This window comes from Paenibacillus tyrphae (genome assembly GCF_000722545.1).
Classification (GTDB): Bacteria; Bacillota; Bacilli; order Paenibacillales; family NBRC-103111; genus Paenibacillus_G; species Paenibacillus_G tyrfis.
This window is the reverse complement of record NZ_JNVM01000011.1, coordinates 1-25,851: the sequence shown is the minus strand read 5'-3', so window position 1 is coordinate 25,851 and position 25,851 is coordinate 1. Positions and strand designations below refer to the sequence as shown.

Annotated in this window: 25 protein-coding genes, 3 tRNA genes, 1 rRNA gene and 1 riboswitch; of the genes, 5 read left to right on the top strand and 24 right to left on the bottom strand. The window is 49.2% G+C overall.

Annotated elements, in window-relative coordinates:
- Positions 1-74 precede the first annotated feature (74 nt).
- Positions 75-163: riboswitch (cyclic di-GMP riboswitch) on the bottom strand.
- Positions 164-516: 353 nt separating this feature from the next.
- Positions 517-990, top strand: coding sequence for a tRNA adenosine(34) deaminase TadA (gene tadA / locus ET33_RS14855; protein ID WP_268808320.1), 474 nt, complete (start codon positions 517-519; stop codon positions 988-990).
- A 116-nt stretch (positions 991-1,106) separates the two neighbouring features.
- Positions 1,107-1,180: transfer RNA gene (locus ET33_RS14850), tRNA-Pro, on the top strand.
- 43 nt (positions 1,181-1,223) lie between these two features.
- Here the strand turns inward: ET33_RS14850 and ET33_RS14845 are convergent.
- The 5 genes from ET33_RS14845 to ET33_RS14825 form a co-directional block, all read right to left on the bottom strand.
- Complete coding sequence (locus ET33_RS14845; RefSeq protein ID WP_235206721.1) at positions 1,224-2,375, bottom strand: winged helix-turn-helix domain-containing protein; 1,152 nt, start codon at positions 2,373-2,375, stop codon at positions 1,224-1,226.
- A 191-nt stretch (positions 2,376-2,566) separates the two neighbouring features.
- Positions 2,567-3,964: an ABC transporter substrate-binding protein gene (locus ET33_RS14840; protein WP_036682748.1), complete on the bottom strand. Its 1,398-nt coding sequence runs from the start codon at positions 3,962-3,964 to the stop codon at positions 2,567-2,569.
- A 79-nt stretch (positions 3,965-4,043) separates the two neighbouring features.
- Positions 4,044-4,871 carry a carbohydrate ABC transporter permease gene (locus ET33_RS14835; RefSeq protein WP_051775352.1) on the bottom strand — a complete coding sequence of 276 codons (828 nt, stop codon included), beginning with the start codon at positions 4,869-4,871 and terminating at the stop codon, positions 4,044-4,046.
- Entirely contained in the window at positions 4,868-5,794 is a 927-nt protein-coding gene (locus ET33_RS14830; protein ID WP_051775351.1) for a carbohydrate ABC transporter permease, read from the bottom strand. Before ET33_RS14830 ends, ET33_RS14835 begins: the two co-directional genes overlap by 4 nt.
- Positions 5,791-6,411 carry a glycerol-3-phosphate responsive antiterminator gene (locus tag ET33_RS14825; RefSeq protein WP_036682742.1) on the bottom strand — a complete coding sequence of 207 codons (621 nt, stop codon included), beginning with the start codon at positions 6,409-6,411 and terminating at the stop codon, positions 5,791-5,793. The genes ET33_RS14830 and ET33_RS14825 overlap by 4 nt, the downstream gene beginning before the upstream one ends.
- A gap of 290 nt (positions 6,412-6,701) precedes the next feature.
- On the opposite strand from ET33_RS14825, the gene ET33_RS14820 reads away from it, so the two are divergent.
- Entirely contained in the window at positions 6,702-7,184 is a 483-nt protein-coding gene (locus ET33_RS14820) for a GNAT family N-acetyltransferase (protein WP_036682737.1), read from the top strand.
- A gap of 87 nt (positions 7,185-7,271) precedes the next feature.
- Here ET33_RS14820 and ET33_RS14815 read toward each other — a convergent pair whose 3' ends face one another.
- From ET33_RS14815 to ET33_RS14795, 5 genes are all read right to left on the bottom strand, one after another.
- Positions 7,272-7,832, bottom strand: coding sequence for a hypothetical protein (locus ET33_RS14815; protein ID WP_036682733.1), 561 nt, complete (start codon positions 7,830-7,832; stop codon positions 7,272-7,274).
- A 104-nt stretch (positions 7,833-7,936) separates the two neighbouring features.
- Complete coding sequence (locus ET33_RS14810; RefSeq protein WP_036682728.1) at positions 7,937-9,070, bottom strand: hypothetical protein; 1,134 nt, start codon at positions 9,068-9,070, stop codon at positions 7,937-7,939.
- Complete coding sequence (locus tag ET33_RS14805) at positions 9,067-9,579, bottom strand: anti-sigma factor family protein (protein ID WP_036682725.1); 513 nt, start codon at positions 9,577-9,579, stop codon at positions 9,067-9,069. The genes ET33_RS14810 and ET33_RS14805 overlap by 4 nt, the downstream gene beginning before the upstream one ends.
- Positions 9,576-10,184, bottom strand: a complete 609-nt coding sequence (locus tag ET33_RS14800; RefSeq protein WP_268808319.1) for an RNA polymerase sigma factor — start codon at positions 10,182-10,184, stop codon at positions 9,576-9,578. Before ET33_RS14800 ends, ET33_RS14805 begins: the two co-directional genes overlap by 4 nt.
- Before the next feature lie 157 nt (positions 10,185-10,341).
- Positions 10,342-13,119 carry a discoidin domain-containing protein gene (locus tag ET33_RS14795; protein WP_081890334.1) on the bottom strand — a complete coding sequence of 926 codons (2,778 nt, stop codon included), beginning with the start codon at positions 13,117-13,119 and terminating at the stop codon, positions 10,342-10,344.
- 193 nt (positions 13,120-13,312) lie between these two features.
- Between ET33_RS14795 and ET33_RS14790 the strand changes: the two genes are divergently transcribed.
- Together ET33_RS14790 and ET33_RS38915 are read left to right on the top strand one after the other, a co-directional pair.
- Positions 13,313-13,385 (top strand) — tRNA-Arg (locus tag ET33_RS14790).
- 129 nt (positions 13,386-13,514) lie between these two features.
- Positions 13,515-13,667 (top strand): hypothetical protein, encoded by a 153-nt coding sequence (locus ET33_RS38915; protein ID WP_010500474.1) that lies wholly within the window; start codon positions 13,515-13,517, stop codon positions 13,665-13,667.
- A 54-nt stretch (positions 13,668-13,721) separates the two neighbouring features.
- Here ET33_RS38915 and map read toward each other — a convergent pair whose 3' ends face one another.
- The 14 genes from map to rrf all read right to left on the bottom strand — a co-directional run bounded on the left by map (position 13,722) and on the right by rrf (position 25,684).
- Positions 13,722-14,465, bottom strand: coding sequence for a type I methionyl aminopeptidase (gene map / locus ET33_RS14785; protein WP_036682722.1), 744 nt, complete (start codon positions 14,463-14,465; stop codon positions 13,722-13,724).
- 514 nt (positions 14,466-14,979) lie between these two features.
- Positions 14,980-15,123, bottom strand: a complete 144-nt coding sequence (locus ET33_RS14775; RefSeq protein ID WP_036682714.1) for a small acid-soluble spore protein P — start codon at positions 15,121-15,123, stop codon at positions 14,980-14,982.
- A 17-nt stretch (positions 15,124-15,140) separates the two neighbouring features.
- Positions 15,141-15,320, bottom strand: coding sequence for a hypothetical protein (locus tag ET33_RS14770; protein ID WP_010500478.1), 180 nt, complete (start codon positions 15,318-15,320; stop codon positions 15,141-15,143).
- Between the two features lie 18 nt (positions 15,321-15,338).
- Positions 15,339-15,686 carry a hypothetical protein gene (locus ET33_RS14765; RefSeq protein WP_036682708.1) on the bottom strand — a complete coding sequence of 116 codons (348 nt, stop codon included), beginning with the start codon at positions 15,684-15,686 and terminating at the stop codon, positions 15,339-15,341.
- Between the two features lie 264 nt (positions 15,687-15,950).
- Complete coding sequence (locus tag ET33_RS14760) at positions 15,951-16,316, bottom strand: type II toxin-antitoxin system RnlB family antitoxin (protein WP_036682705.1); 366 nt, start codon at positions 16,314-16,316, stop codon at positions 15,951-15,953.
- A gap of 30 nt (positions 16,317-16,346) precedes the next feature.
- Complete coding sequence (locus ET33_RS14755; protein WP_036682703.1) at positions 16,347-17,420, bottom strand: type II toxin-antitoxin system RnlA family toxin; 1,074 nt, start codon at positions 17,418-17,420, stop codon at positions 16,347-16,349.
- Between the two features lie 23 nt (positions 17,421-17,443).
- Positions 17,444-18,340 (bottom strand): ribonuclease H1 domain-containing protein, encoded by an 897-nt coding sequence (locus tag ET33_RS37445; protein WP_081890329.1) that lies wholly within the window; start codon positions 18,338-18,340, stop codon positions 17,444-17,446.
- A gap of 1,117 nt (positions 18,341-19,457) precedes the next feature.
- Positions 19,458-19,547, bottom strand: a tRNA-Ser gene (locus ET33_RS14745).
- A gap of 47 nt (positions 19,548-19,594) precedes the next feature.
- Positions 19,595-20,875 (bottom strand): serine--tRNA ligase, encoded by a 1,281-nt coding sequence (serS, locus tag ET33_RS14740; protein ID WP_036682701.1) that lies wholly within the window; start codon positions 20,873-20,875, stop codon positions 19,595-19,597.
- On the bottom strand, positions 20,869-21,459 hold the full coding sequence (gene pdxT / locus ET33_RS14735; RefSeq protein WP_036682699.1) for a pyridoxal 5'-phosphate synthase glutaminase subunit PdxT: 591 nt from the start codon (positions 21,457-21,459) through the stop codon (positions 20,869-20,871). Before pdxT ends, serS begins: the two co-directional genes overlap by 7 nt.
- A 40-nt stretch (positions 21,460-21,499) precedes the next feature.
- Positions 21,500-22,381 (bottom strand): pyridoxal 5'-phosphate synthase lyase subunit PdxS, encoded by an 882-nt coding sequence (pdxS, locus tag ET33_RS14730; RefSeq protein ID WP_036682696.1) that lies wholly within the window; start codon positions 22,379-22,381, stop codon positions 21,500-21,502.
- Between the two features lie 120 nt (positions 22,382-22,501).
- Complete coding sequence (locus ET33_RS14725; RefSeq protein ID WP_036682694.1) at positions 22,502-23,794, bottom strand: D-alanyl-D-alanine carboxypeptidase family protein; 1,293 nt, start codon at positions 23,792-23,794, stop codon at positions 22,502-22,504.
- A gap of 130 nt (positions 23,795-23,924) precedes the next feature.
- Positions 23,925-25,382 (bottom strand): IMP dehydrogenase, encoded by a 1,458-nt coding sequence (gene guaB, locus ET33_RS14720; protein WP_036682692.1) that lies wholly within the window; start codon positions 25,380-25,382, stop codon positions 23,925-23,927.
- Between the two features lie 185 nt (positions 25,383-25,567).
- Positions 25,568-25,684 (bottom strand): 5S ribosomal RNA (gene rrf, locus ET33_RS14715).
- Positions 25,685-25,851: the final 167 nt, after the last annotated feature.

Below are 25,851 nucleotides of genomic sequence, written 5' to 3'. Positions count from 1 at the left end.
TTTAAGTGATGTCCTTGGCGCAAAAAGGCCGTCTCCCCCGTAACGAAAGAAACAGCCGGCTGATTCCGCGTTTTTTCGGCGGCCAGGCTGTCGTAGTCCGTCTGTAGACCTTAGACCCTAAGCTTTGCGTCGCTGCCTTTCGGCAGGTTTGCCATGAACGAATAGTTGCAATACTTTATTATCATTATCGTATATGTCAAATCAATCAATTATAGGACAATTTACCTAATCGATACTTTATTTAGTATACCGATCCCCCCTATCGTCGTTCAATGGTATCGCCATAATTTCATTTTTTATTAATAATTCACAATGGGGATAACTTTGCTATTCACATCTTCAACAACTTGTGGATAACTACAAAATTCGTTTTATTTCTTGCTATTTTGACTCGTTTTATCTAAAATGAATTGAAAATAGTGCTTTTTATCCACAATCTTATCCACAGCGTGTTAACAACGAATATTTGTTCGAGAACGCACTGTGCATGCACATATGATAATCGAGGTGTCCAGCTTGTCAGCAGCATTATGGGAAGAACATTTGCCTTTTATGAAAGCCGCGATCGAAGAAGCGCAAAAGGCGGAAGCGATACGCGAAGTGCCGATCGGGGCGGTCGTCGTACTCGGCAACGAGATCATCGGCCGCGGCCATAATGTCCGCGAAACGACACGGGACCCGCTGGCGCATGCCGAGCTGATCGCGATTAAGCAGGCGAGCGAGCATCTGGATGCCTGGCGTCTGCTGAACTGCCGGCTCTATGTTACATTGGAGCCTTGTCCGATGTGCGCGGGTGCGATCGTGCAAGCCCGAATCAGTCAAGTCGTCTTCGGTACCCCGGACCCCAAGGCCGGCTGCGCAGGCACGCTGATGAACCTGCTTCAAGAAGACCGGTTCAATCATCGGGTCGATGTGATCGGCGGGGTTATGCAGCAGGAATGCGGAACGATGCTGACGCAGTTTTTCCGCAAGCTGCGGGGAAAAGAGTAGACGCCGGCTTCTACATCACACTGCCACAATTTGTGGCGGCAAAAAAAGAGGCCGTCCTCTTTACATTTTCTTAGGACAATGATAGAATAAAAAAGCTTCGTGCTTAGGCACACCGACGAGACGTGGCTCAGCTTGGTAGAGCGCTTGGTTCGGGACCAAGAGGTCGCAGGTTCAAATCCTGTCGTCTCGATACCTTTAAGACAAGAATTGCGGTCAATTAGACCGCAATTTTTTTATTTTCTTTTACGGAAAATATGCGCTGCGTCGTTTTTATGAAAAGACGTTCCAAGATACGCGGCAAACTGTTCAAGACAATCGAGCACACTCTCTTTCATCGAAGTCGTTACGGAAATGGGATCTTCCCACCACCAATTTTTTATGGTCAACGGGGCGCCGTTTTTATGCTGCTGAGGCTCGAATCGGGCTACGATTCGATCGCCATAAAGGACTGGCAGCACATAGTATCCGAATTTCCGTTCCTCGGCCGGCTTATAAACTTCCCACCGGTATTCGAAATCAAATAACGCTTGGATCAGATTGCGATCCCATAGCATATTATCCAGAGGAGCAAGAATACTAGAGCGTTCCTTCGCCGGACTTTCCGATAAAGCTTTGTTCAGAAGTTCCAAGTCCGTACTTCGGATATACAGAGGATGCTCCAGATCTTCCACATGAATTTCAACGATTCTGTTCCCGCTCAACAGTCTCTTAAAAGCTTCGTTTCGCTGCAGGCTCTTCATTCCGCTAACGCCAAGCCAGCCGTCGCTGGGCCGGTTCCACAGCATGCCTATACTTCCGATACGGCGAAGCACATTCCAATCATAGTACTGCTCGTCAGACTGGAACGGTTCCTGTTCGCAATAGATTTCTTCGGCAATATGTCTCTCCGCCAAATCATAATATTTGCGGGTATTGACCTTATGATGGATCACAAGAAGTCCCGCATAATTCATCCCTTCCAACGCGGCCCGGGCTAGTCTGGTCGGTCCCCATCCCCAGTCGATTTTTTCGTCAAAATGAAGATCTCCGGAGCAGAGAGCTCCCCGTTTCTTGATGTCTTCGTATATTTTATCCACCGTACTTTGTCGGGCGGCGCACCAAGCCTGATATTTTTTTCGAAATTTCGAGAAATAGGGCCAATCCTCTACGGGGAAGATGGCCATGTTTTTATCCCAGTGATCAATCAGCTTACGTTCGTTATATAACAGGTCCCGAAGCATGCTGCGATCGAAATCCTTGATCCGGCTCTGAAGCACGAGCTCCGGATTCATCCCAACCACATTGAGAGGGTCAAACTGGATGCATCCTACGCGACGGATATAAGGAACGATTCCCTCCGGACCGGCAAATTGAAAATCGCCGTGCAGTCCGTGATAATGTAACAAAAACCTTCTGGCTTGCGATTTGGTTAGCAGTATAGGGGTCAATCGTTTCACCTCGAATCGCAAATAACGAACTTATGTTCCTATATTATATTCCACTTTGTTCCAACTTGGCAAGCCATTTTCTCAGACTGAATAAAAAAGAGCTTTGCACCGGCATTCCGTCCGGCTTCAAAGCTCTTTGGTGCTAATCCTTAATTCTTCCCATTCGCCCGGTTATAATCCGCCAATGCCTTGTTGATCCGGGTAGCCATGCTGGTGATGGCCTTGTCGATGTCCTTCTTGTCGGTGACGTAGGCCAAAATTTCTTCTTTCATCGCGGTACTGATTTCGCTGGATACCGCATTCATCGGCTCTTGTGTATCCGGCGAGGAAGCGTGCAGTTGGTTGATGGCCGTCTTAAACAGCGGATTTTTGTCCAGATGCGCTTTCATATCCGGGAGGTCGTACGTCTTCAAATTGACCGGAAAATAGCCCGTCCCGGAGTGCCATACGAACTGGGTTTCCGCAGACGTACTGTATTTCATGTATTCTCGGGCCGCATCAATCTTGGCTTTGTCGCCGCGGTCCATCGTGTATAATGCGGAGCCTCCGACAGCAACGCCGCCCTTATCACCGGCATCCACTTTCGGAAGGAACGCCGTTCCGACTTCAAATTTCCCGCCGACGGCATTCAGCACGCCTTTGAGCCCGGCCGTCGAATTCATGAACATGGCGAGCTTGCCTGCCGCGAACTCTTCGTTCTGATTCGTGTCCGCTCCCGTCTGGATTCCGCCGTATCCGACCGCTTTTTTCCACTCCGTCATCAATTTCTTCATCGTCCCGTTCGAGTCGAACTCCACGGCGGTCATCGTATTGGTGCGGCCGTTTTTGTTATTCCCGATATAGCCGCCCTGCATGCCGATCCAGCTGGATAGATGGTACAATTCCGGCGTTCCGGAAAAGCCCCACTGGCTTGCTTGCGTACCGTTCTTCTTCGTCAGCTTGGCGGCAAACTGCCCCAGCTCGTCGATGGTCGCCGGAGGCTGTTCGGGATTCAAGCCCGCTTCCTTAAACAAATTTTTATTATAGTACAGCAGAATGGTAGAGTTGGCAAACGGCACACCGATGAGCTTGCCATTGTAGCTGAAGGAGGCGACAACGTTCGGCTCCAGATCCGCTATGCGAAAAGAAGAATCTTGGTCGGCCAACGTCTGCGCCGGAACAACGTAAGGGATATCCTTCATATAAGCCGTTTCCGAAGCAGGAGACTGCACGATATCCGGCAAGTTTTTGACATCCTTGGCCTGTACCGCAGCTCTTACTTTTTTCATCAAATCGCCGTAGCTGCCTTGAAAGACAGGCGTAATGACGATGCCTTTCTCCTTGCCGACCGTATCATTGAAGGTCTGCGCCACTTTCTTGACGACCTCTTCGTTGGCGCCGCCCATCGCGTGCCAAAAGGTCAGGTTCACGGGCCCTGTACTCGCCGTCGACGGTGCAGCGCCGCTGTCAGGTGTCGCCTTGGCGCTCGGATTCGTGCCGCCTCCGCATGCGGTCAATACGTTAAGAGCTGTCAATACGCTGACTAGGGTGATCATGGGCTTTTTCATTTGGTTATCCTCCTTGAGTAGTAGGCTAGATTGCGAATCGGGATAAAATAGGATCACGGTCGGGTGCAGTAGGGCATCCTTATCCTTTTAAGCCGCCCGACGTCACGCCGAAGACAAGCTGCTTTTGGAAGAAGATGAAGACCAGGACGGACGGAATGAGGATCACGGTCACGCCGGCCATAATCGGTCCGTACACCATCCCTTCGGGGAATTGCAGCATCGTAATGCCGACCTGCACGGTTCTCATTTGTTCCGAGTTCGTCACCAGCAGCGGCCACAGGTATGTATTCCAAAGACCGATAAACGATGTGATCGTAATCGAAGATAAGACAGGCACGGACATCGGCAGCAAAATTTGCGCAAAAAACCGCAAATCGCCGCAGCCGTCCACAAACGCCGCATCTCTGTAATCCCTTGGCACGGTCATAAAGTGCTGCCGCAGCATAAACATGAACACCGCAGCCACAAGCATGACGATCATGACGCCGCCGTACGTATTGATCAGCCCCATCTGGGCGACCGTAATATAGTTGGTAATGATGAGCATGTCCCCCGGGATCATCATTGTCCCGAGGATCAGCAGGAACCATCCTTTCTTCCACCGGAACTCCATAAACGCGAAGGCGTACGCCGCCAAACTGCTCGTAATCAACCGCCCGATGGTGCCGATAACCGCGATCAGGAACGAGTTCCACATAAACGTGAAAATTGGCGTCGAGGAGAAAACCGTTTTGTAATTATCCAAAAATAACGTGCTGGGAAACAGCCTGGGCGGATAAGAGCCGAGATCGGAAGGACTCATCAGGCTGACTCCGATGCAATAAATGAGCGGGAAAATGACGACCAGGCCCGCCAGCATGGAGATCGCGATCACTCCCCAGTCGTACAGCCGCTTCGCTGCCATCATGTGTAATGCACCCCTTTCTTCTCGTACGCGAAGGTGATCAGCGTAAAGATCATGACGATGAAGAAAATGATGACGGCAATGGCGCTTCCGTAGCCGTACTTGCCCTTCTCGAAAGCTTCCGTGTACATCCAGTACACCATCGTCTCCGTAGCGCCCAGCGGCCCGCCTTTGGTCAGAATCGATACGGGACCGAACACCAGCAAGGAGCCGATCAAATCGGTGCACAGCAGAAAAAACAACGTCGGCGAGATAAGCGGCAGCTTGATTCGAATGAGCTTCTGTATGTAGCTGCTTCCTTCCATTTCAGCCGATTCCAGCAGCTCCTGCGGAACGTTCCTAAGGGCAGCCAGCAAAAACAAGAAGCTGAACCCGATGCTCATCCACACCGAGATGATCGCAATTCCCGTGAGCGCATATTTTTCATCGCCGAACCAGTTCAAGCCCAGTCCGGTAATATAGTTGAACATCCCGATTGTCGGGTTCATGAGCAGTTGGAAGATCATGACCGCCGACGACATGGAGACGGCCATCGGCAAGGCGAACATCACTTGGTAGATGCGGCTGCCTTTCCTAGCCTTCTCCGCCAGCAGCGCTAAAATCAGCGTGATTAACAGCGTAGCGGGTACCGTTAGAATGGTGAATTGCAGCGTATTCAGCAATGCCCGGAGCAGCCGCTCATCCTGGAAGGCTTCGACGAAGTTTTCCAATCCCACAAATTCCACTGGATTGCCGAGCATGTCCACCAGCGTAAAACCCAAAACCATCGTTTTGACAAAAGGGTAATAATTGAAGAGAAGCACCAATACGATGCAGGGCAAAATAAACAAATAGGGCTTCAGCATCCGGCCGATTTTGCTGCCGGTCTGCTTGCGGGCGGCTTCTTTATACGTTGGCTTGGAAGCGTAAGAAGCGTCCGGATTCATCGAGATTCCTCCCCTCCCGGGCCGCCGTCCGGCAGCACTTCTCCGATGGGTTCCCTCCATAATTCATGCGTCCCCATCGACACGGCTACCGCCCCGCTTTGCAGCGCCTCCTTGATTTGCTCCCGGGTTTGGATCAAGCCGCCCGCAATAATCGGGATATTCGTCTCCTGCCGGTACACGCGAATATATTCCGGCAGCAGCGCAGGCATGATCTCAATTGCATTCGGCTGGGTTTCCTGCACCGATTTGAGACCCGATTTGACCGAATCGCTATCGAATAAAAACACCCGCTGAATCGTAAGCAAGCCCTCCTTCTTGGCGAGCTTGATCAGCTGATTCCTCGTCGTCACAATGCCGTCAGGCTTGACGCAGGTGGCCAGAAAAGCCATCCCTTCGCTATCCTGACTTAGTCCCCCGAGCCGTTCAACGTGAAGAAATACGGGAATCCTGTTCTTTTTGTACAAGTCTACAAAGCTTTTAATATTGCCGATGTTGCCGATCGAAAGCACCACCGCGCCGACCTGAGCCTTCGCAGCCTTCTCCAGCGTCTTATGCTCCTTAACCGATGCAATCATCCGGCTTTGACGCAGCCTTTCCAAAAAATCGAGATCCTGCATACCCTCAGCCCGCCTTTCCGACACAAAAAAACCTTAAATAGACTTTTTCAACCCTGCAGCTTCGGGAAAAAATCTAATTAAGGTTTCTCCATGTGACTCCAACCTATCGGATTTATTTACTTGTTCGGTTACAGCATACCTCTTGTATGTTAGAGCAAGTTTAACCCGGTCTAAAGATATTGTTAACGCGGGCATCGGCGGCAAGAGAAAATCGCTATACTCGTACTTTCCGTACCGTTTCATTTATAATAAAAACGAGAGCTTCATGATCATGGAAAAGGAGAGCCGAAATGGATATTATCGTTTCAAAAGCCGCGGCGGAGCAAAAATCCGTCGTGCGAAATTTGCTGGAGCTGTATAAATACGATTTTACCGAATTCGATCCGGAAGATGTGAACGAGCACGGCTTATTCGAATATCCGTACCTGGATCATTATTGGACGGAGGAAGGAAGACATCCTTTCCTCGTTCATGTGAACGGGAAGCTGGCCGGGTTTGCCTTGATTCGGGAATTGGGATCGGATGAACGGGTGTATTCGATCGCTGAATTTTTCGTCATGAAAAAATACCGCCGGCACGGGGTCGGGCGGAAGCTGGCTTTTGATTTGTTTAACCGGTTTCCGGGTCAATGGGAAGTGGCGCAAATGGAGGAGAACGAGCCGGCCCAGACGTTCTGGAGACGGATCATTGACGAATATACGAAGGGCAGCTATCAAGAGATGACGAGAAACGATTGGGAAGGCCCCATTCAAACCTTTCGGTCGCTCCCATAAAAAACAGCGGCCTTCTCCTTTTCAGCATTTTGGAGAGATAGCCGCTGGTCAAATGTCATGGACCGTGAATATACGGTCCATTTTCAATTACCCGTTGATCTCGATCGGGTTGTGATGCCTGTCTAGCAGCTCCGCTTGGATATCCTGCGGCAGCACCACGGTCACGCTCATATCCGGATAGTTGGAATGGAACCCCCGTCGCACAGGCGGCTGCTGAAGCTGAACGTACATCGTATCGCCGATCGTATGAATGGAATACGCTTTGTCCTGCGTGACGGAATCCCCTCTGTCTTTCGCGATTCGCTCACGGTAGCTGCCGAACAGATGCATTGTCCGCCCGGACGTTTTGTCCACCTTCACCTGTTGGCCCGCCGTCTGCACGACGATCCGCTTCACCTCGGCCGCTACGGCCTCTTTCGCTTCCGGCAGCTCGACCGTCCGCTCCACTTCGCTAAGCAACTGCCGGACTTCGCCAATGACGCCAAGGCCGGACAATAAGGTGAAGCCCAGGCAGCCAAAGAACAGCACGCCGACGAAAAACACGCTGAGAAAATCGTAGCGCACCCCGCTGTTCTCCTTGCGCGCGACGAACAAATAGACGACGATTTCAAGCCCGAGCAGGACGAACAGAAGCGGCCACCAAGCCATAAGCGTATCGTATGCGGCAAACCCTCTCAGTTAGGCCGCTACCAGCACGACCCCGAGAAAGATAAGCGACAGTCCCATCGACAGCGTTCCTACGCGCCATGGTTTCATGAGCGCTTCCCCCTGCCCTTTTTATTCCCGAGCAGAAGCCGGATGCCCCCGCCAATCAGCAGCACCGAGATGACGAACGTCTGGAAATACTGGTCGAACCATCGCATGACCTGCCGCTGCAGTTCTTCCGGAAGCCAGATATCCAGCGTGCTCAGCAGCACGCGATCGAGTAAATAGTACACCCCGAGTGCTAGCAATCCGTACCCGACCCACCGCTGATGGTGCAGCAGCCAGCCAATGACCGGTACATCCCTTAATTCCTCACGGCCGACCTTGGACACCATCTGCAACGCGTCGAAGAAGCTGAAAAACCACAGGATCGGAATCAGAAACATGAACAGCGACAGCCGCATCACATCCATGATATAGATGCAGAACAGAAAGGCCGCCATGAGCTGCAGGCCGCGCTTTTGCAGGCCCAGATACATATGCCCCGCCCCGGGGAAAATCGAGAGCAGCGTAGCGAGCGTTTTATTCTTCTTGCCCGACTCCCGGCTTTCTTGAAATTCATCAAAGATCGTCCGGTCCGTCAGGACCTCTCCCCGCTCCTTCCGTCCATACTGCTGTACACAGTCGAACATGCAGTACAGCCAAATGACCGGCAGCGCGCCGAGGAATACGAAGAATACGTCGCGGTGCGTAATGACGCTGAGGAAGAAGATCATCACCGTCAGACCGAAGAACAAGACCATAAAGCCAAGCCCGCGCTGCATCAGCCCCAGGTAGAGATGACCGAGCCCAGGAACGAAAGAAAGCGCAATGGTGCGAAACCGGTCGTTCATCGGAGCCGCGGCATCATGCGGCCAAGACCGGTAGCTTCCCTCTGCAGGTCCATACGGCTGGCCTTCTCCGCTCGTAGGCTGCCAGCGGGCAGGGGGACGGCCGCCCCGGGTGAGTAGGAAGAACACCATATCGAAGACGTTTATGACGGCAATAGCAAGGGCAACTAACAGAATGTAGAACGCGTCGTTTCCCCTTGAATGTATAGCGACAAAGAACGTCAGCAGCGCCAGGCCAAAAAATCCGAATCCGTATACTAACCCCCGGAATGCGCGCCCCATATACAAATGGCCTAGTCCGGGAATGAACGACAGCAGGAACGCCGCCACCGGACTTTTATATGTGTTCATCGGGTACCTCCTCTTTCATGTTTCGGTTGGATGGAATCAAGTAAGCCGATCGTTTTCTCCAGCAAGATTTCGGAGAACGGAACATAGGCTTCCGTCCGATCGGAAGCGGAATAGGACATACGGCCGGGCTCCGGATGGCCCATGAGCGAGCGGAACACGCCGGTACTCATTAAGAGCAGCGTGATGGCCGCAGCAACAGCATAATGGAAGAAGGGACTCTGCGTCCAGGGAATACGCTGTTTGCGTTCTGCCGATTGGTTCGCCGGATGATTTTCGGCCCCAGGAGCCAGCGCCTGCTTTTCCGTCCAACGCTGCATGACCGCAGCGGCAAAAGCGTCCGTATCCGGTAGTGCCGGCAGCCGGTCCGCCAGTTGCCCGATACACTCCATGTACAGCTCCAGGCAGGCGTCACAGTCGTCCAGATGCGCCTCGCAGCGCTCCCTCTCCTCCGGCGGCAACTCATCGTTCACATACTGCATCCAGATGTTCAGCGGCCTGTGTTGATTCATTCCCACTCCTCCTCCTTCCAAACCTTCCGCATATATTGCTTTGCCCGGTACAGCTTCGATTCCACCGTTTTGATCGCCACCTGCTGCTCTTCGGCGATCTGTTGATAGCTTTTTTCCTCGATATAAAAGGCGACCACGACATCCCGGTAATTTTCCGGCAGACGATCCAGACGCTCGCGAACATATGTGCTTCTCTCGCGCCGGATGACCTGCGTCTCTACGGGACTGCTCTGGAGCGGTTCGGGAGGCGTGCGTCCCTCCCAGTCATCCGTTAAGTCTTCTTTCTTGCGGTCCTGCGACCGTTTGAAATCGATCGCTTTATTGACGGCGATTCGCGTGAGCCAGGTTTTAAGACCTTGGTACCGGTACTGGGGGAGAGACGCATATATTTTCAGCAGCGCTTCCTGCGTGACGTCTTCTGCATCTTTCGTCGAACGCAATACCCCGTAGACCGCTTGGAACAAATAACTTCCATATTTGTCCACGAGTTCACGGAACGCATCCGCGTCGCCCGATACGATGCGCGCAATCCATGCTTCTTCTGTAATCGTTCTCCCCCTCCCTTCTCTGCGAATAGACGAACCCGGTGAAACCAAACCCTGCATGATTTTTTAAAACTTTAAAAAAAAGATCTCTTTATTGTAACGATCATCCCGGACGGGGACAATGGAAAACAAAACAAGAGCCGGACAACGCCCGGCTCCTGTGACCTACTATGAATTCATAAATGCGGCCTCAAGACGCTCCTCGGCCCCATTCGTCCTAATTGCCTTGAGATGATTGCTGAGGGATCGGCGTATCCAGCGAACCTCCCCCTACCGGATGGTAAGCGATATTTTGCAGCGCTTGCTCGCCCAAGCGCTCTTTCAATTGCTGCTTATATAGGCTGACCGGAGTCACATGCTGCCCATGCGACTCCCAGTAAGCATCCTTACGCGGCCTTGTGTCGTAATCCGTATCCGGCAAAAATCCGGGAACCTTCTCTCCTACGTGACCGATCGCATAGTTTTGGGCCGTCGGCGGCTGCTGGCTCGTCAGCTTTCCTTCGGTATTCCATGTGACATAGTTCGCTCCCGCCCAGCCGTGGCCGCTTCCCAGCCAAGCCCGATCCCGGATCATGATCGGGGACTTGATATTGTCGAACAGCCCGCCGACCGACCAGCGGTGATGCGGCTCGCTTGTGTTGTAGTCGATCCGGCTCTCGCCTTCGAGAAATACGTTTGGCCCCTGCACGCGGCTGTCCACCACATAACCGTGCCTTGCCGTCTCCGCATACGTACGCTGCACTAAATTTTGCTGCCCTTGAATGTAGTAGGCGTAACGTCGTCCGCCTGTAATAATGCTGACCATATCGAACACTTTGGAGTCCTGTACGGTTACCCATTTCGCGTTGCGTCCCATTTGCACCAAGGCATAGGCCAAGTGATATCCGGTCACGTCCCGGACCCAAGCATTTTTCACACTGTTCATCATGACAAAGCGCTCGGTATGCTTCTCATCGGCATAATACGGATCGGTCTTGCCATTATCCATGGCCGTATCGATGACGGACGGGTCAAAAGCCGAATCCGCCCGCATCTTCTCCACGCCTACCTTTTCGATCCGCTCGTCGTCATTGTATTTATAGAGCTGTCCGCCGCCCCAACGAAGCTCGATGCTGTTCGCTAGCGGCGCGTCCACCGTAATCTCATTGCCGTTAATGCCGGTAATGACGCGGTCAAAATCGAGGTTGAACGGTCCCCATTGACTGACGGTGCCTCCCGGCCGTTTATAAATATAATCCATGCCGATTTCGGTAATAAAACGGGCATTGCCGATCCGGCGCACGATGACTTTATCACCTACTCTATAGGCGCTTGCGTCTTTCACATGGAACGTTTTCGCTCCAGAAGGGACATACAAGTCCGTAACGTCCGTCATGGAACCGTTGTCGATAACCGGCCCTTTGGATGAGCCGATTTCGATCAGATTGCGCGGTTTGTTCCCCGAGCCGAACAGGAGCGTACCTCCCTCGTACTGCCCTTCCCCACGCAACACGACGCCGCTCGTTCGTACGTACAGCGTGCCTTCGATCTCGTAGCGCCCCTTTTTCAGCAGTACCGCTCCGCGAAATCCGTCGGACCCGACCGGCATTTGAGATACCTGATCGATCGCTTGCTGGATTCGCGCCGTAGCGTCGCCTTCTCCCGGCTCGACAGCTACCCGGGCCTGCACATCCGGAAGTTGGACCCCGCCGCCCATATACCCGGAGCCCGAGAAATCGATCACCCGGTTGCCTTTATAGTCCGGGACATACCCAAGCTTGCCGTCAGGCCCCATATACGCAATGCTGCTCTGCCCGCCCGGAATCGCAGCCGAATCCATTGCCGTAAAATAAAACACGTCATAGGCCGGAGGCAAGCCTTCTCTTTGCAGCGTCAGCCGGATCTCGTAGCTTCCGGGTTGATCGGCTTTGAGCGGAAGCTTCACGTTCTTCGTCTCCGACTTGTTCACAGCTACTTTCGGAATAACCGCAATAGACTGACCGTTCCGGACCACGCTCCCGCTCACGTCCAACTTCACGTTCGCCTGCACCGATACGGCCGGAAAATCGTCACCGGGCTGAAGTACCGCAGGTTGGCCGGTCTCCGTTTTCATACGGGGATGAGTGAGCGAAGTATTCGCAATCACAGCTTCCGCCAAAAACTCGTTCGGATCTTTGACCAAGATCCAAAGATCCGGGGTAGTCAGCATCAGGTCTTTGTTCACCTTCACTTCCGTATACACCGTGCTCACTCCGACTTGAAGCGCCGTAACGGTTCCGTTCTGCTCCACCGTGATGAACTTCGTATTCGTTTTTAACGTTTTATTATATTTGGACAAGTCGACGATATCGCCGTTCTTTCGCTTTCCTTTCAATTTCAGCGACAGTGTCCTCGACTCGCCCTTCTTCAGCTCAATGGCTTCGTTTACCGCATAAGGCTGACCGTTCTCCTTAACGAAATAAACGCTTGCCAAGTCCGCCGGAACGGCCGGTTCCTCCGGATTCGGTCCCGGACCGTCCCCATTCTCCCGGTAAACGCCCCATTCGAACAAATTGACATTGCTGTTCCTGCTGAGCGTAATATCCAGCTTCACGTACCGTGCGGAGATATCCTTAAACCGGATTTTATCCTGTGCGATCAAATCGCTCTTCTTGGACGCAACCTCTTCCCAAGTCGTACCGTCCGACGACACAAGTGCGCTTACGGCCGACACCATGTCCACACTCCGAAACGATATCGTAAATGTATTGAACGTCTCCGCCTTACCCAGATCCGCCGAGATCCACACGTTCATATCCTCCCGGTCTTTCGCCAGGGGCTGCCAGAATGTCGAGGCATCGCCGTCGACGGCGGCTGTCCCCGGTCCGGTGGAGCTTGCTTGCGAGCTTGTTTGGACCGGCTTATTCCTTACCAGATTGACAGGCTGTTCTGCCGCCTCCGTTTTTATAGCCGGCATTCCAAGCGTTACGGCCAGGATAAAAGAAAGGGGGAGACCTATCCACTTGCGCCAAGCCATCATGCATCCCTCCGATTTCATCGAATTTTTGGAAAACGCTTGTAAGAAGAACATACCAAACTTTTCCTTGTACAGAAAATGTGCTAATTTATGCTCTGCCTGTATATTTTTGTGTTTCGCTCTGCAGCCCGTCAACGGAGATCGACTTTATTCCCTTTGCACGGTATGGTATAATGAGTATTACTTGAATTGAGTCCCCGTAGCTCAACAGGATAGAGCAGTCCTCTCCTAAAGGACCGATAGAGGTTCGAGTCCTCTCGGGGACGTATATACTTATGTAAGATCCGATAACATTAGAAAAAGAGGCCGAAGAGGGCCTCTTTTTGCTTTTCTGACCGCGCAATTTGTGCATTAAAAAACGTCCCTCAAGCCATACTAGCGTTGAGGTGACGCCGATGGTCAGCAGGAACGATTCGGACGAAGAGATTTACATTTTCAACAACGAAGCGATCAACGATGTCAAGCCGGACGCCACCGGCGAACTGGGCTCTTCGAAACAGACGGATGTCTCTGAAACGCCAAAAAACGAACCAAACGAGCAAGTTTGACAACGGCCAAGAGCCCGCAGTACGATTTCGTTTCGTGCCGCAGGCTCTTGTTCTTCATTCGGTTAAAATGAGCGGACCGTCGCGGGTAATGGCAACCGTATGCTCGAATTGCGCCGACAGGCTGCCGTCATACGTTCTGGCGGTCCAGCCGTCGAAGTCGATAAACATCTCATGCTTTCCCGCGTTGATCATCGGCTCGATCGTGATCACCATGCCTTCCTGCAGCAGAAATCCGCGCCCCGGCTTGCCGACATGCGCAAAGGAAGGTTCCTCGTGCATTTCGCGGCCGATGCCGTGTCCGACTAAATCGCGAACGATGGAAAAGCCCGCTTGCTGAGCGTGCTGCTGCACCACATGCATGACGTCCCCGATTCGATTGCCGACAATGGCTTTGGGGATGGACAAATCCAGACACTCCTTCGTAACGCGAACCAACCGCTCCGCTTCCTCCGATATTTTTCCGACGGCATACGTACGGCAAGAGTCGGCCATCCACCCATCGTAGCTGCAGACAATATCCATCTTTAAGATATCCCCCTCCTGCAGCGGCTCTTCGCTAGGAAAGCCGTGGGCAATGACATCGTTCACGGAAGCGCAGGTGGCGAACGGATATCCTTTGTAGCCTTTGGTCACTTGTTTTGCCCCTTGTTCGTTTATGAATCGTTCGGCAAAATCATTGATTTCAAGTGTCGTCAGCCCGGGACGAACCATCTTGGCGATTTCTTGATGGCACTTCGCCAAAACGGCTCCGGCTTTGGCCATTAAAGCAATTTCTTGCGGCGTTTTCAAATGAATCATCAGACCACTCCTCCCTCCGACAATCTTGATTGCGTGCGACGTGGAGGAAACCCGATGCACGGCAGGCAACAGTCGGTTTCTAACTATTTTACGACGATTCCCCTTGTCCTGCCACTCAGGTCGAGATAAGCTCTTGTTCGTTTACAAATTCATGCAACGCCTTGTGCATTATGACGCAAAAAGTGATTAATATCACGCAAAAAATGCATTCTCTTTTGTTGCGCCCTATGGTAAAATAAGGTTTCAATCACAAAATCGAGGTGGACATGATGCCGGCAAACAGCTGCTATTACATCATTTATGATGAATACTCCATTTCCATTTGTACCATGTTGGACGATGTATGTGATGCGATAGCAGGCGGGTCTTCGTTATACGGATATGCGGATAACGAAGAGATGGCTCACTTGTTATTGAACGAATGCTTTCTTAGGGTGGAGAGAGAAAAAAACAATCTATAACCATGTAGTATAAAAACAACAGCCTCTTACAAAAAGTAAGAGGCTTATTTGTGTTACCCTTCGCCGTTTTTTTGACGGCTGTGGTTTTGATTTTTTACTTTTTTCGAACCGGACAAGGGGACATTCGGCTGACGGCTCTCTTCCCGGTTATGTCGGCCGCTTGGAGGGTTGACTGCTTGTGGAATATCTTTAGGCATCGTTAGACCTTCTCCCTTCAGTCGATATCGGACATCGGCTCATGAGGCGGTTTATCGTGGTTCAGGGCATCTTGGTGCCGATGATCGTTTGTTTGCTGCTGTACTTGTTGAGCTTGATGGCTGGTTACCGTCGTTTTGTCCAAATCCTTCACGACATTTTGCAAATTTTTATCGACACTGCTTTTATTTTGAGTCATGACTTGACCTTCCTCCATTTAGCTATGCGTAAAAGCATGAAGCTGCTGAGCACATTCGTGGATATGCCTTACATAATCGTCCACAAGCGTTTGAATGACGTCGGTCCGCTCGTCGACAGTCGTCCCTTCCCTCTCAACGTCGACCAACTCCACCTGCACTTCCCGCGAATCGACATATGTGCATTTAAAATCGAAACTGTAATTGCTTCGTCCGGCTGTTGCGATATGAATCCGAATGACGTTCGCCTCCGCTTCATCCGCCTTCACTTCCGCACGGTCCGAGGCGTTCAGGACGGTCGGCAGCGTTCTCGCCCAAGCTTTCACCAAACGTTGGTTGTCCACTTGCAAGCTGTCCTTTTTGCTCATGAGTCACACCTCCATGGTTGTTAACATGCGAAGTCCGCGACCTTCTTATACCAAGGACGAAGCAGCAAAAAAAGCCATCAAAAAAACGACCTCTCTCAAGGTCGCTTTCACATTTTGGTAGTCTTAGTCATAGCGTTTAATATGAGCTTGACCGGAATGTCTATCTTGATAACACTCTAGATCATAAAGACAATATTTACTTTTACCACGTCCATAACCGCAACAAAAAAGAGTGTTCTTGATCGAACACCCTCAAAATACTATTCAAATAACTATTCCCTTTTCAAGCATTTTTTTTTGATACGTATTCAACACTGAATTTTCTAGGTAGTCCTTGTGATTTCTAAAGTAATCACAAGAAAACTTTCTTAGTTCATTCTTCTTATCAAGATTCAAATTTTTAAATGAAGTTTTTATTAATTCTTTACCATCAAAGAAAGCTTCATAAAATCGATCAGAAGAGTTACCAGAACATAACAAAAAGTCAAAAACAATTTTAAATGCATTCTGATATGCAGATAATTCTTGCGTAAGTTGGGATAATTGAGTTAAGGGTGTTTCATACGATGTGGATATGACAAAATAAGGGTACTCCTTATTTTCAATCTGTACTAAATCGTATGTTTTCATTTCCTTCACTCCCTTCAACAAACGCAATGTTTATATTGTATAATATTCATCTATAATTTGAAAAGTGCTTTTTATTATGCCTTTTACGTCACCAATATTCTCAATAATTTGGGTTAGATCAACAGGATGACTTGGGTCTCCCCAGTGAAACAACGAATGCCTGTTTGAGTTATAAAAGTTGTATGCTCTTTCGACATACTGAACTTTAGCTTGACTGTTAAATGTAGTGATAAAATTAGCTTCTAATATATATTTACCCGTTGAAGGTACTTTAGTATACATTGAAAAACGATTGTTTTCCAAAATAATTCTGTGGTTAGTCATTATTGTTTTCAAATGCCCTTCTAAGGCTCTCAAGGCAGGGAAGGCAAGGTAAGTATAGTCAAACATGTCTCCTTCTAACTGAAGATTGTAAATCGCTTGATGTAACACTTTCTTAAGCTTGGGACTGTGCTTGTCATGGCTATTAGGAAACCATCCTACATAAACTTGCTCAATGTTTTCTTTCTTGATCTCAACATTATAGTAGTTATTAAACACAGAAGGTATTTCGTTCAATTCAAGCAACTCAGTTATATAAGAAACTGCCTCACTAAATAACATCAATGGTCTACCTTGAATCATAACCTTCTTAGTTGTGTAGTAATAGTGGGCAGTTATCTCTTCCATGTAACTACCACGCATTTTGTGCAATTCGTGATTCCCTCGAATATCTTCTGAGTGGCTTTCACTTTGATAATAAGTACTTTCCTTCAATAATTCAACTATTCCCCTAAAGTCATCTAATTCAATATTAGGTGCCACAAAACATTTGGATTTTGAATGTACATCCCCAATTGCACAAGAAGGGTCTTCAATAATATAACGAGATATTTCTTCTTTTATTTTATGGTGACCTCCACCAGATATATCAATAGTTGTGCTTCCATTTTTGTTAAAATGAAAATCTATATACACAGAACCATCTTCTGTGACTATATCTACTCTCTGTCTAGTTCCCCCCTTATGCAGGAAATCGGATATTGTAGCCTCCTTTCCATTCAAGGAATAATACTGTTGTATTGATTGAATTAGGTTGTCTCTATTTAAATTTAGGTTTTTCAAAACCGTATCCCCTTATATAACGTCTAGAATTGAATAAAGTATTTAGTAAACTCTCCTTGAGCATTGCCTATTTCTAATGACACAATTCTTTTTGAGGAGTCAACCATGGCATTAATAAAATCAATTTGTTTTATATCTTTTTTGTCAGCTTTCCACAATGCTTTTGACAGCTTCTTTAGTTTACCTTCGGTAATCTCTATGTCTGCAATTCTAAAGGTAAATGAGTTTTTTGTTGCTTTCTCTCTTTTAGTCATTATTTGCTTAAATATTTCTAAATTTTGATCTTTTTTATTCTCCTCTGCTTTATTGGGAGCATTTGTATAGTTTTTGATAGCCTTTTTTGCCAGTGCATCAGCTATTTCATTATACTTATCTCCAGAATGAGCTTTTATCTTTTTGAACAATATTTTAATATCCTCTTTGTGTTCGTTTATAAATCTGACATACTCTTTTGTTCCTTCCCTATTAGTATCCCAACTACCAGTTGCCCATTTTTCAATTCCTTCGTAATCAAAACATATTAGGATTTCAGAAAAGTGATTGTTAATCGCCCATTTTATTGCTTCCATTGAGCCGAGTAGTTCTCCAGCGACATTTCTCATGCCGATAACATTTGAATCGGAACTAACTCCAGATAATGTAGTTCCACTCTCATCCAAAAAAACACAGGCATACGAAAATAGCTTTAGTTCGTCTGAATAACTTCCATCAATATAAACTGTTACTGAGTTATCATTACTAAGCATATCAGACGTAATTTCTGTGGATGATTTTATGTAAGCACCTGCATCAGAAAGAGATAAAAAACTTTTATACTCTGCACCACTAAATCCTTGTATTTGTTTTTTGCATTCATCCCAACTTTCATAAATTCCAGGTGCTCTGCCTTTTCTAACAGCATAGAACTTTTTTGAGGACAATGCTCCACCCTACTCTCTAGTTTTTTATTCAAATTGCAAACTTACTATAACTCTCTAACCAAATTAGCAATATTATACCATATATCCCATTTAAATTTCGACAATATTTAAAATAAATACCCTCGCTTAATTAGCTCTCTTGATTCTCATATTTAGAAACCTACAATAAAATGTATTAGGCTTCATTTCTACTTTCTGCATTGCTTTAACCGCTGCAATTAAACCTTTTTACCAATTATCATGAACTGTAATGAACTCTTTTGTTATCTCTGACCAATTTTTCTTTTGAGCTCTTCAAATCCTCTCCGCTTGCCGTTACTTCGTCTTGTTCTGTTCTTGCTCTGCTTACGTACAGCATACTCCAATAGCTTTCACCCATTGCTCTTAAATTTATGGCTATAAATTAATGACTCATTTTCAAGCACAACAATATCGGCATTGACTTCTCTCGATAGGTAGCTCCATTCAGCTATAACATGGTCATTATCCCATTCTACATAATCGAGCGAATCATGATGTTGCCTTCTCTAATAACAAGTCGATATCTAAAGTTGTTTAAATCCTTCCCGATTGTTTGTCCATAGAGATATACGTATCGCCTATTCCCAATTCCCGCATCTTCTGTTTTCTAAATACGTTCAGCGACTTTAGTCGCTTGTCTAGTGTTTAAAATAACTTATCAAGGTTCCTATCACATCTGACGGCTTCTCGGCTTCCTTAGCACTAGTAGAGAGTCGTTTCTAAGACATAAGGAGTTAGGCGGTTTATAAGTCGCTATGAAATGTCCAAATTGTTCTTCTTTGCCCACGTTTACGGGCTGTTTAACTTCATTTTCACTCATTAGGCATTGATTCAGTTGGATTTTAGTCCAAAGGGGTAAAAAAAAACGCACTAAACCATTTGTCAACAGTCAGTGCATCTCTTATGTGAAGCTAAAATAACAATTTAAAGGAATTCATTCATAACACCGGAGAGGGTGGGATGCGTCCGCTACGCGGCCGACTGCGATGTATCCCTATCGAAGCTTATGCTCCGACGAACCTCCGGTTCTCACCCCACCTGTCTGCTCCCCCATACAAAAAACGACCCCTTATTTGGGGTCGTATACTTGTATGTATGGCGGAGAGGGTGGGATTCGAACCCACGGTGCCCTCACGAACACGGCGGTTTTCAAGACCGCTGCCTTAAACCACTCGACCACCTCTCCGGGTGACACCAAGCATTGTATCATAAATCAAAAAGCTTTATCAAGCTCTATTTCTTGCTGATCCGTGTAACATTCCCCATATAAGGCTGCAACACTTCCGGAATCAGCACGCTGCCGTCTTCCTGCTGATAATTTTCGAGAATCGCCGCGACCGTCCGGCCCAGCGCCAGACCCGATCCGTTCAGCGTATGAACGAATTCCGGCTTAGCTTTCGCATCGCGACGGAAGCGGATGTTCGCACGGCGTGCCTGGAAATCTTCGAAGTTGCTGCACGACGAGATTTCACGGTACGTATTACTGCTAGGCAGCCATACCTCCAGATCGTACGTCTTCGACGAGGAGAAGCCCAAATCGCCCGTACAAAGCGCCATAACGCGGTAAGGGAGCTTCAGGAGCTGCAGCACCTTTTCCGCCTCGCCAGCCAGCTTCTCGAGCTCCTCGTTCGATTGCTCCGGCAGAACCATCTTCACGAGCTCTACCTTGTTGAACTGGTGCTGACGAATGAGTCCGCGAGTGTCGCGCCCGGCCGAACCGGCTTCGGAACGGAAACAAGCGCTGAACGCCACGAAATATTTCGGCAGATCCTCCAGAGCCAAAATATCGTCCCGATGGTAATTCGTCACCGGCACCTCGGCGGTCGGAATCATGAAATAGTCCGATCCTTCGATCTTGAACACATCTTCTTCGAACTTCGGCAGCTGCCCGGTCCCCGTGAGGCTATCACGGTTTACGAGATACGGAGGAAGCATTTCCATATACCCGTGCTCGTCCGCATGCAGATCCATCATAAAATTCATCAGAGCCCGCTCCAGGCGCGCCCCAAGCCCTTTATAGAACACAAACCGGGAACCCGTAACCTTCGCGGCCGATTCAAAATCCAAAATATCCAGCTCTTGCGCCGTTTCCCAGTGAGCCTTCGGCTCGAACGAAAAGGATGGCACCTCGCCAACCCGGCGAATCTCCACGTTATTCTCTTCCGAACCGCCTACCGGCACGTCCGCTTGCGGCATATTCGGAATCGCCAGAAGGATGGCATCCAGCTCGGCTTCCAGGCCGCGGATTTCCTCATCCAGCCACTTGATACGATCGCCGACAACCTTCATCTCTTCGATCAAGTGATCGGCGTTTTCTTTCGCCTTTTTCAGCTGCGCCACTTCTTGCGAAACGACGTTTCTGCGGTTTTTCAATTGCTCCGTTTCTTGCAAAAGCTCTCTGCGCTTCAAATCCAGACTTGTAAAACGGTCCAGCTCCTCCAGGTTTTTGCCCCGGTTGGCCATCCCTTGTTTCACCTTGTCCAAATCCGCTCGCAGCAATTTTATATCTAACAAGGAGATCCCTCCTGCTTCGTCTCACGTACCATGTCCAAAAAATAAGCGTGCATTCGTTCATCGTCGGTCAGCTCCGGATGAAACGATGCAGCCAGCAGATGCCCTTGACGGGCCGCAACGATCTGGTCACGGTACGTCGCTAACACTTCCACGCCTTCGCCCACCTGTTCGATCAGCGGCGCACGGATGAATACCGCACGCACATCGTGATTGATGCCCTTAATATCCAAATCCGTCTCAAAGCTTTCCCGCTGACGGCCAAAAGCATTGCGCGCGACTTGAATATCCATCAGCCCAAGGTGAGCCTCTTCCTGCCCTGCAATATGCTTTGCCAGCACAATCAGTCCTGCGCATGTGCCGAAAAGCGGCTTGCCCTGCCGCGAAAATTCGCGTAGGGCATCTATGAATTGATAGGTTCGCATCAGTTTGCCGATCGTCGTGCTCTCGCCGCCCGGAATAATGATTCCGTCGACCTCCGCCAGCTGCTCCGTCCGCTTCACCTCGACGCCGGTGCCGCCGGCTTTTTCGATCATGCGGATATGCTCGGCTACGGCGCCCTGCAGCGCCAAAACACCTATGTTCATCCCTTTATACCTTCTTCCCGAGAAACAAGCTCCAGCCGGCTTACCAGCCGCGCTCCTGCATCCGTTCGGATACATGCAGCTTGGAAATTTCGATCCCCTTCATCGGCGTGCCGAGATTTTTCGAAATATTGGCAATCAGCTCATAATCCGTATAATGTGTCGTAGCCTCAACGATCGCTTTTGCGAACTTCTCCGGATTTTCCGATTTGAAAATACCCGAGCCTACAAATACGCCATCGGAGCCCAAATGCATCATGAGCGCGGCATCCGCAGGAGTCGCTACACCGCCGGCCGCAAAGTTGACGACCGGCAATTTTCCGGTTTCGTGCACTTGCAGCAGCAGCTCGTAAGGAGCGCCCAAGTTTTTGGCTTCCGCCATCAGCTCGTCCTTAGACAAGCTTTGGATTTTGCGGATTTGGCCGGTGATCATACGCATATGACGAACAGCCTCGACAATATTGCCTGTTCCCGGTTCGCCTTTTGTACGGATCATCGAAGCACCTTCTCCGATCCGGCGAAGCGCCTCGCCGAGGTCTCTTGCGCCGCACACGAAAGGAACCGTAAATTCCCTTTTATTGATGTGGAACACTTCATCAGCAGGAGTCAATACTTCGCTCTCGTCGATGTAATCCACGCCCATCGATTCGAGTACTTTTGCTTCAACAAAATGTCCGATACGTGCCTTGGCCATAACCGGAATGGAAACAACCTTCATGACTTCTTCCACGATGGTAGGGTCGGCCATCCGGGCAACGCCGCCAGCCGCGCGAATATCCGAAGGAACTCTTTCCAAAGCCATAACGGCAGAAGCGCCCGCAGCTTCAGCAATGCGCGCTTGCTCTGCGCTCATGACGTCCATAATGACGCCGCCTTTTTGCATTTCAGCCATACCTTTTTTAACGCGGGATGTACCTGTTTCCATATCCGATTCCTCCTGGGAACATATCGTTAATATTACTTCCATCCACTTGAAATTAGGACAAACTACTAAACAATTATTTTACAGCAAGCGCTTCAAATTAACAACCCGTTTGCCTTGATTTTATCCCTTTTTGGCGCCGCTGAACAGATCGACGAAGAAGTCTTTAACGGCCCGGAAAAATAGCCGGAACCAACTGCCCTTTTCCACTTGCTCCGAGGCGACGAGGTTGGTCGTATAATCTTTGCCGCCATATGTTATTTTCACCGTTCCAAGCACTTGTCCTTGGGCGATTGGCGCAACGAGCTTGCTTTCATCCGATAGCGGCTCCGCCGTGGGTTGAAATTGCTCTTTCGGTGTGCCTTTTTTCGCGATAATTTTAAGCTCCGATTGCGTAACGACCGGAACTTCCGTAGCCACACCTTTTTTAATATTCACTGTTTTCAGCTCTTTTATTTCCTGCTTCGCATTCAACACCGGTACGAATTCGAAATTGTTGAAACCATAATCCAGCACTTTCCGCGTTTCGATAAAACGGTCCGGTTCCTTCGGCGCCCCCATAACGACGCTAATTAACCGCATTCCGTTGCGTTCAGCCGTACCCGTAAAGCAATACAGCGCCTCTTTCGTACTCCCTGTCTTTAGTCCATCCAGCCCTTGATAAGCGTACTTCTTGAAGTTAACGTTGTCCTTGTTTCCTTCGAGCATCCAGTTCCAGTTGATCATCGGCGCCTTGTCCTTCTCGCGGAACTTCCTGGACGGGGTCGCCGTATATTTTAATACTTCCTTATGATCCTTGATGATATTATATGCGATAATTGCGGCATCTCTCGCCGTCAGCATCGTCTCGCCTTGAATTCCGGTAGGCGCATATTTCCCCATATCCGCTCTAGGCAAGCCGGTTGCATTAATAAAATGAGCCTTATCGGATAATTTCATCTCTTTAGCTTTATCGTTCATCATTTTTGCAAAATCTTCTTCCGTGCCGGCGATTCTTTCTGCCAACGTGACGGAAGCATCATTAGCCGAATAAATGGACATCGCTGCAAAAAGATTATCTACCGTGGATTGTTCGTTTGGAGCGAGCAATCCGCCAGAGCCGATAACACTAGCGGCATACGGGCTTGTGTTCACTGTTTCCGTTTCACTAAGCTTTCCGCTTTTAATAGCTTCCATCACCAAATATTCAGTCATCATCTTCGACATACTGGCGGGAGGGTAAGCTTCGTCCGCATTCATTTCATATAAGACTTGCCCGGTACTCGCTTCCATGAGAATCGCAGATCTGACATTGAGCTTCAAATCTACCGGGGCGTCCGCCGCAAATACAGAAGCGGATTGTACCAGAACAAGAGTGGCGTTCAGCAAAAGAGTGGCAGCTACGATCGAACAAATGCGTTTTACTTTAAAAAACAACCAACTCACTCCTAAAAAAAATTTTATAAAAATAACGTACGTTTAATTGTACCACAAGCCTCTTTCGCTTTACAAAAGCAAAACGGAAGCCCCAGGCTTCCGTTCTTTTTTGCACGACCCGTTCGTGGAACTACAACGAATAGTTCGGCGCTTCTTTTGTTATTTGAACGTCATGCGGATGGCTTTCCCGAAGGCCCGCCCCCGTAATGCGGATAAAGGACGTATCGTTGATGAGCGCCGAGATATTTTTAGCCCCGCAGTAGCCCATCCCGGAACGCAGGCCGCCAACCAGCTGGTAAAGCGTGTCGGCCAACGGTCCTTTATAAGCAACTCGACCCTCGATACCTTCCGGTACAAGCTTGCTTTCGTTCTCTTGGAAATAGCGGTCTTTGCTGCCTTCTTTCATAGCACCAATCGACCCCATTCCCCGATAAACCTTATAGCGGCGGCCTTGGAAAATTTCCGATTCGCCCGGGCTCTCTTCCGTACCGGCGAATAAACTGCCCATCATAACGGCGCTCGCGCCGGCTGCGATCGCTTTAACCACATCGCCCGAATATTTAATACCACCGTCGGCAATGATCGGTACATTGTACTGCCGCGCAGCCGTCGCACAATCGTAAATCGCCGTAATTTGCGGTACGCCAATACCTGCAATTACCCGTGTCGTACAAATGGAGCCTGGTCCGATTCCGACCTTCACCATACTTGCTCCGGCCTCGATCAGATCTTTCGTCGCTTCGCCAGTCGCCACATTGCCCGCGCAAATTGGCAGGTCAGGATACTGCTCGCGAATTTTACGAACGGTATTAATAATATTGATATGGTGTCCATGCGCCGAGTCAACGACGATCAGATCCGCACCGGCTTCAACCAGAGCCGCCGTACGCTCCATAACATCCTTGGATACGCCTACCGCGGCGCCTGCCAGCAGACGGCCTTGTTTGTCTTTTGCCGAGTTCGGGAACTGAATGGCTTTCTCGATATCCTTGATCGTAATCAGGCCCTTAAGAATCCCGTTCTCGTCGACCAGAGGAAGCTTCTCGATCTTATGCCGCTGCAGAATGCCCTCTGCTTGTTGAAGCGTCGTACCGACAGGAGCCGTGACGAGATTTTCTTTCGTCATGACTTCTTTAATTTTGATCGAATAATCATGAACGAAGCGCAGATCCCGGTTTGTTAAAATACCGACAAGCTTATTGTTCTCATCGCAAATCGGCACGCCGGAAATCCGATATTTAGCCATCAACGCTTCGGCATCGTAGACATGATGCTCCGGAGTAAGGGAGAACGGATTGGTGATTACGCCGCTTTCCGAACGCTTTACGCGATCCACTTCCTCCGCTTGCTGCGCAATCGTCATATTCTTGTGGATGACCCCGATTCCGCCTTCTCGAGCGATAGCGATTGCCAAAGCCGATTCCGTTACCGTATCCATAGCCGAGCTTACAAAAGGAATGTTCAGATTGATGTGGTTTGTCAGTTTTGTCGATATGTCGATTTCCTTACCGAACACATCCGATTTTCTCGGTACCAGCAATACATCGTCAAATGTCAAACCTTCTTTGGCAAACTTAGTCTCCCACACAAAAATAATCCTCCTTATTTTATTACATGCTGTACATGCCGCAAGATATTAATAGCAATCTTATCAAAAGCCCATTTTTAGTGTCAAGCAAAAAGTCATGAAGTTTCCATGGCAATTTATTATTTAGTATGCCAATTTCTATAAGAAAAAGAGCCTCTCCGGATAAAATCCGAAGAAGCTCTTGTGCTTGGCGACGTCCTACTCTCCCAGGACCCTGCGGTCCAAGTACCATCGGCGCTGGAAGGCTTAACGGTCGTGTTCGGGATGGGTACGCGTGGTTCCCTTCCGCCATCATCACCAAACGGATGTCGATGTTTCTGCCACGAAACATCTTTACTTAACTCAAGGCGACTTGCACCCTGAAAACTGGATCGAAACAAAGCGTAAATGAATCGTATTGGATAAGCCCTCGACCGATTAGTATTCGTCAGCTGCACACGTTGCCGTGCTTCCACCCCGAACCTATCAA

What these genes read in the sequence shown, in the direction of transcription:
- ET33_RS14840 (WP_036682748.1), bottom strand. Translation starts at nt 3,964, where the DNA reads ATGAAAAAGCCCATGATCACCCTAGTCAGCGTATTGACAGCTCTTAAC.
- ET33_RS14835 (WP_051775352.1), bottom strand. Translation starts at nt 4,871, where the DNA reads ATGATGGCAGCGAAGCGGCTGTACGACTGGGGAGTGATCGCGATCTCC.
- ET33_RS14830 (WP_051775351.1), bottom strand. Translation starts at nt 5,794, where the DNA reads ATGAATCCGGACGCTTCTTACGCTTCCAAGCCAACGTATAAAGAAGCC.
- ET33_RS14825 (WP_036682742.1), bottom strand. Translation starts at nt 6,411, where the DNA reads ATGCAGGATCTCGATTTTTTGGAAAGGCTGCGTCAAAGCCGGATGATT.
- ET33_RS14820 (WP_036682737.1), top strand. Translation starts at nt 6,702, where the DNA reads ATGGATATTATCGTTTCAAAAGCCGCGGCGGAGCAAAAATCCGTCGTG.
- ET33_RS14815 (WP_036682733.1), bottom strand. Translation starts at nt 7,832, where the DNA reads ATGGCTTGGTGGCCGCTTCTGTTCGTCCTGCTCGGGCTTGAAATCGTC.
- ET33_RS14810 (WP_036682728.1), bottom strand. Translation starts at nt 9,070, where the DNA reads ATGAACACATATAAAAGTCCGGTGGCGGCGTTCCTGCTGTCGTTCATT.
- ET33_RS14805 (WP_036682725.1), bottom strand. Translation starts at nt 9,579, where the DNA reads ATGAATCAACACAGGCCGCTGAACATCTGGATGCAGTATGTGAACGAT.
- ET33_RS14800 (WP_268808319.1), bottom strand. Translation starts at nt 10,184, where the DNA reads ATGCAGGGTTTGGTTTCACCGGGTTCGTCTATTCGCAGAGAAGGGAGG.
- ET33_RS14795 (WP_081890334.1), bottom strand. Translation starts at nt 13,119, where the DNA reads ATGGCTTGGCGCAAGTGGATAGGTCTCCCCCTTTCTTTTATCCTGGCC.
- ET33_RS38915 (WP_010500474.1), top strand. Translation starts at nt 13,515, where the DNA reads ATGGTCAGCAGGAACGATTCGGACGAAGAGATTTACATTTTCAACAAC.
- map (WP_036682722.1), bottom strand. Translation starts at nt 14,465, where the DNA reads ATGATTCATTTGAAAACGCCGCAAGAAATTGCTTTAATGGCCAAAGCC.
- ET33_RS14775 (WP_036682714.1), bottom strand. Translation starts at nt 15,123, where the DNA reads ATGCCTAAAGATATTCCACAAGCAGTCAACCCTCCAAGCGGCCGACAT.
- ET33_RS14770 (WP_010500478.1), bottom strand. Translation starts at nt 15,320, where the DNA reads ATGACTCAAAATAAAAGCAGTGTCGATAAAAATTTGCAAAATGTCGTG.
- ET33_RS14765 (WP_036682708.1), bottom strand. Translation starts at nt 15,686, where the DNA reads ATGAGCAAAAAGGACAGCTTGCAAGTGGACAACCAACGTTTGGTGAAA.
- ET33_RS14760 (WP_036682705.1), bottom strand. Translation starts at nt 16,316, where the DNA reads ATGAAAACATACGATTTAGTACAGATTGAAAATAAGGAGTACCCTTAT.
- pdxT (WP_036682699.1), bottom strand. Translation starts at nt 21,459, where the DNA reads ATGAACATAGGTGTTTTGGCGCTGCAGGGCGCCGTAGCCGAGCATATC.
- pdxS (WP_036682696.1), bottom strand. Translation starts at nt 22,381, where the DNA reads ATGGAAACAGGTACATCCCGCGTTAAAAAAGGTATGGCTGAAATGCAA.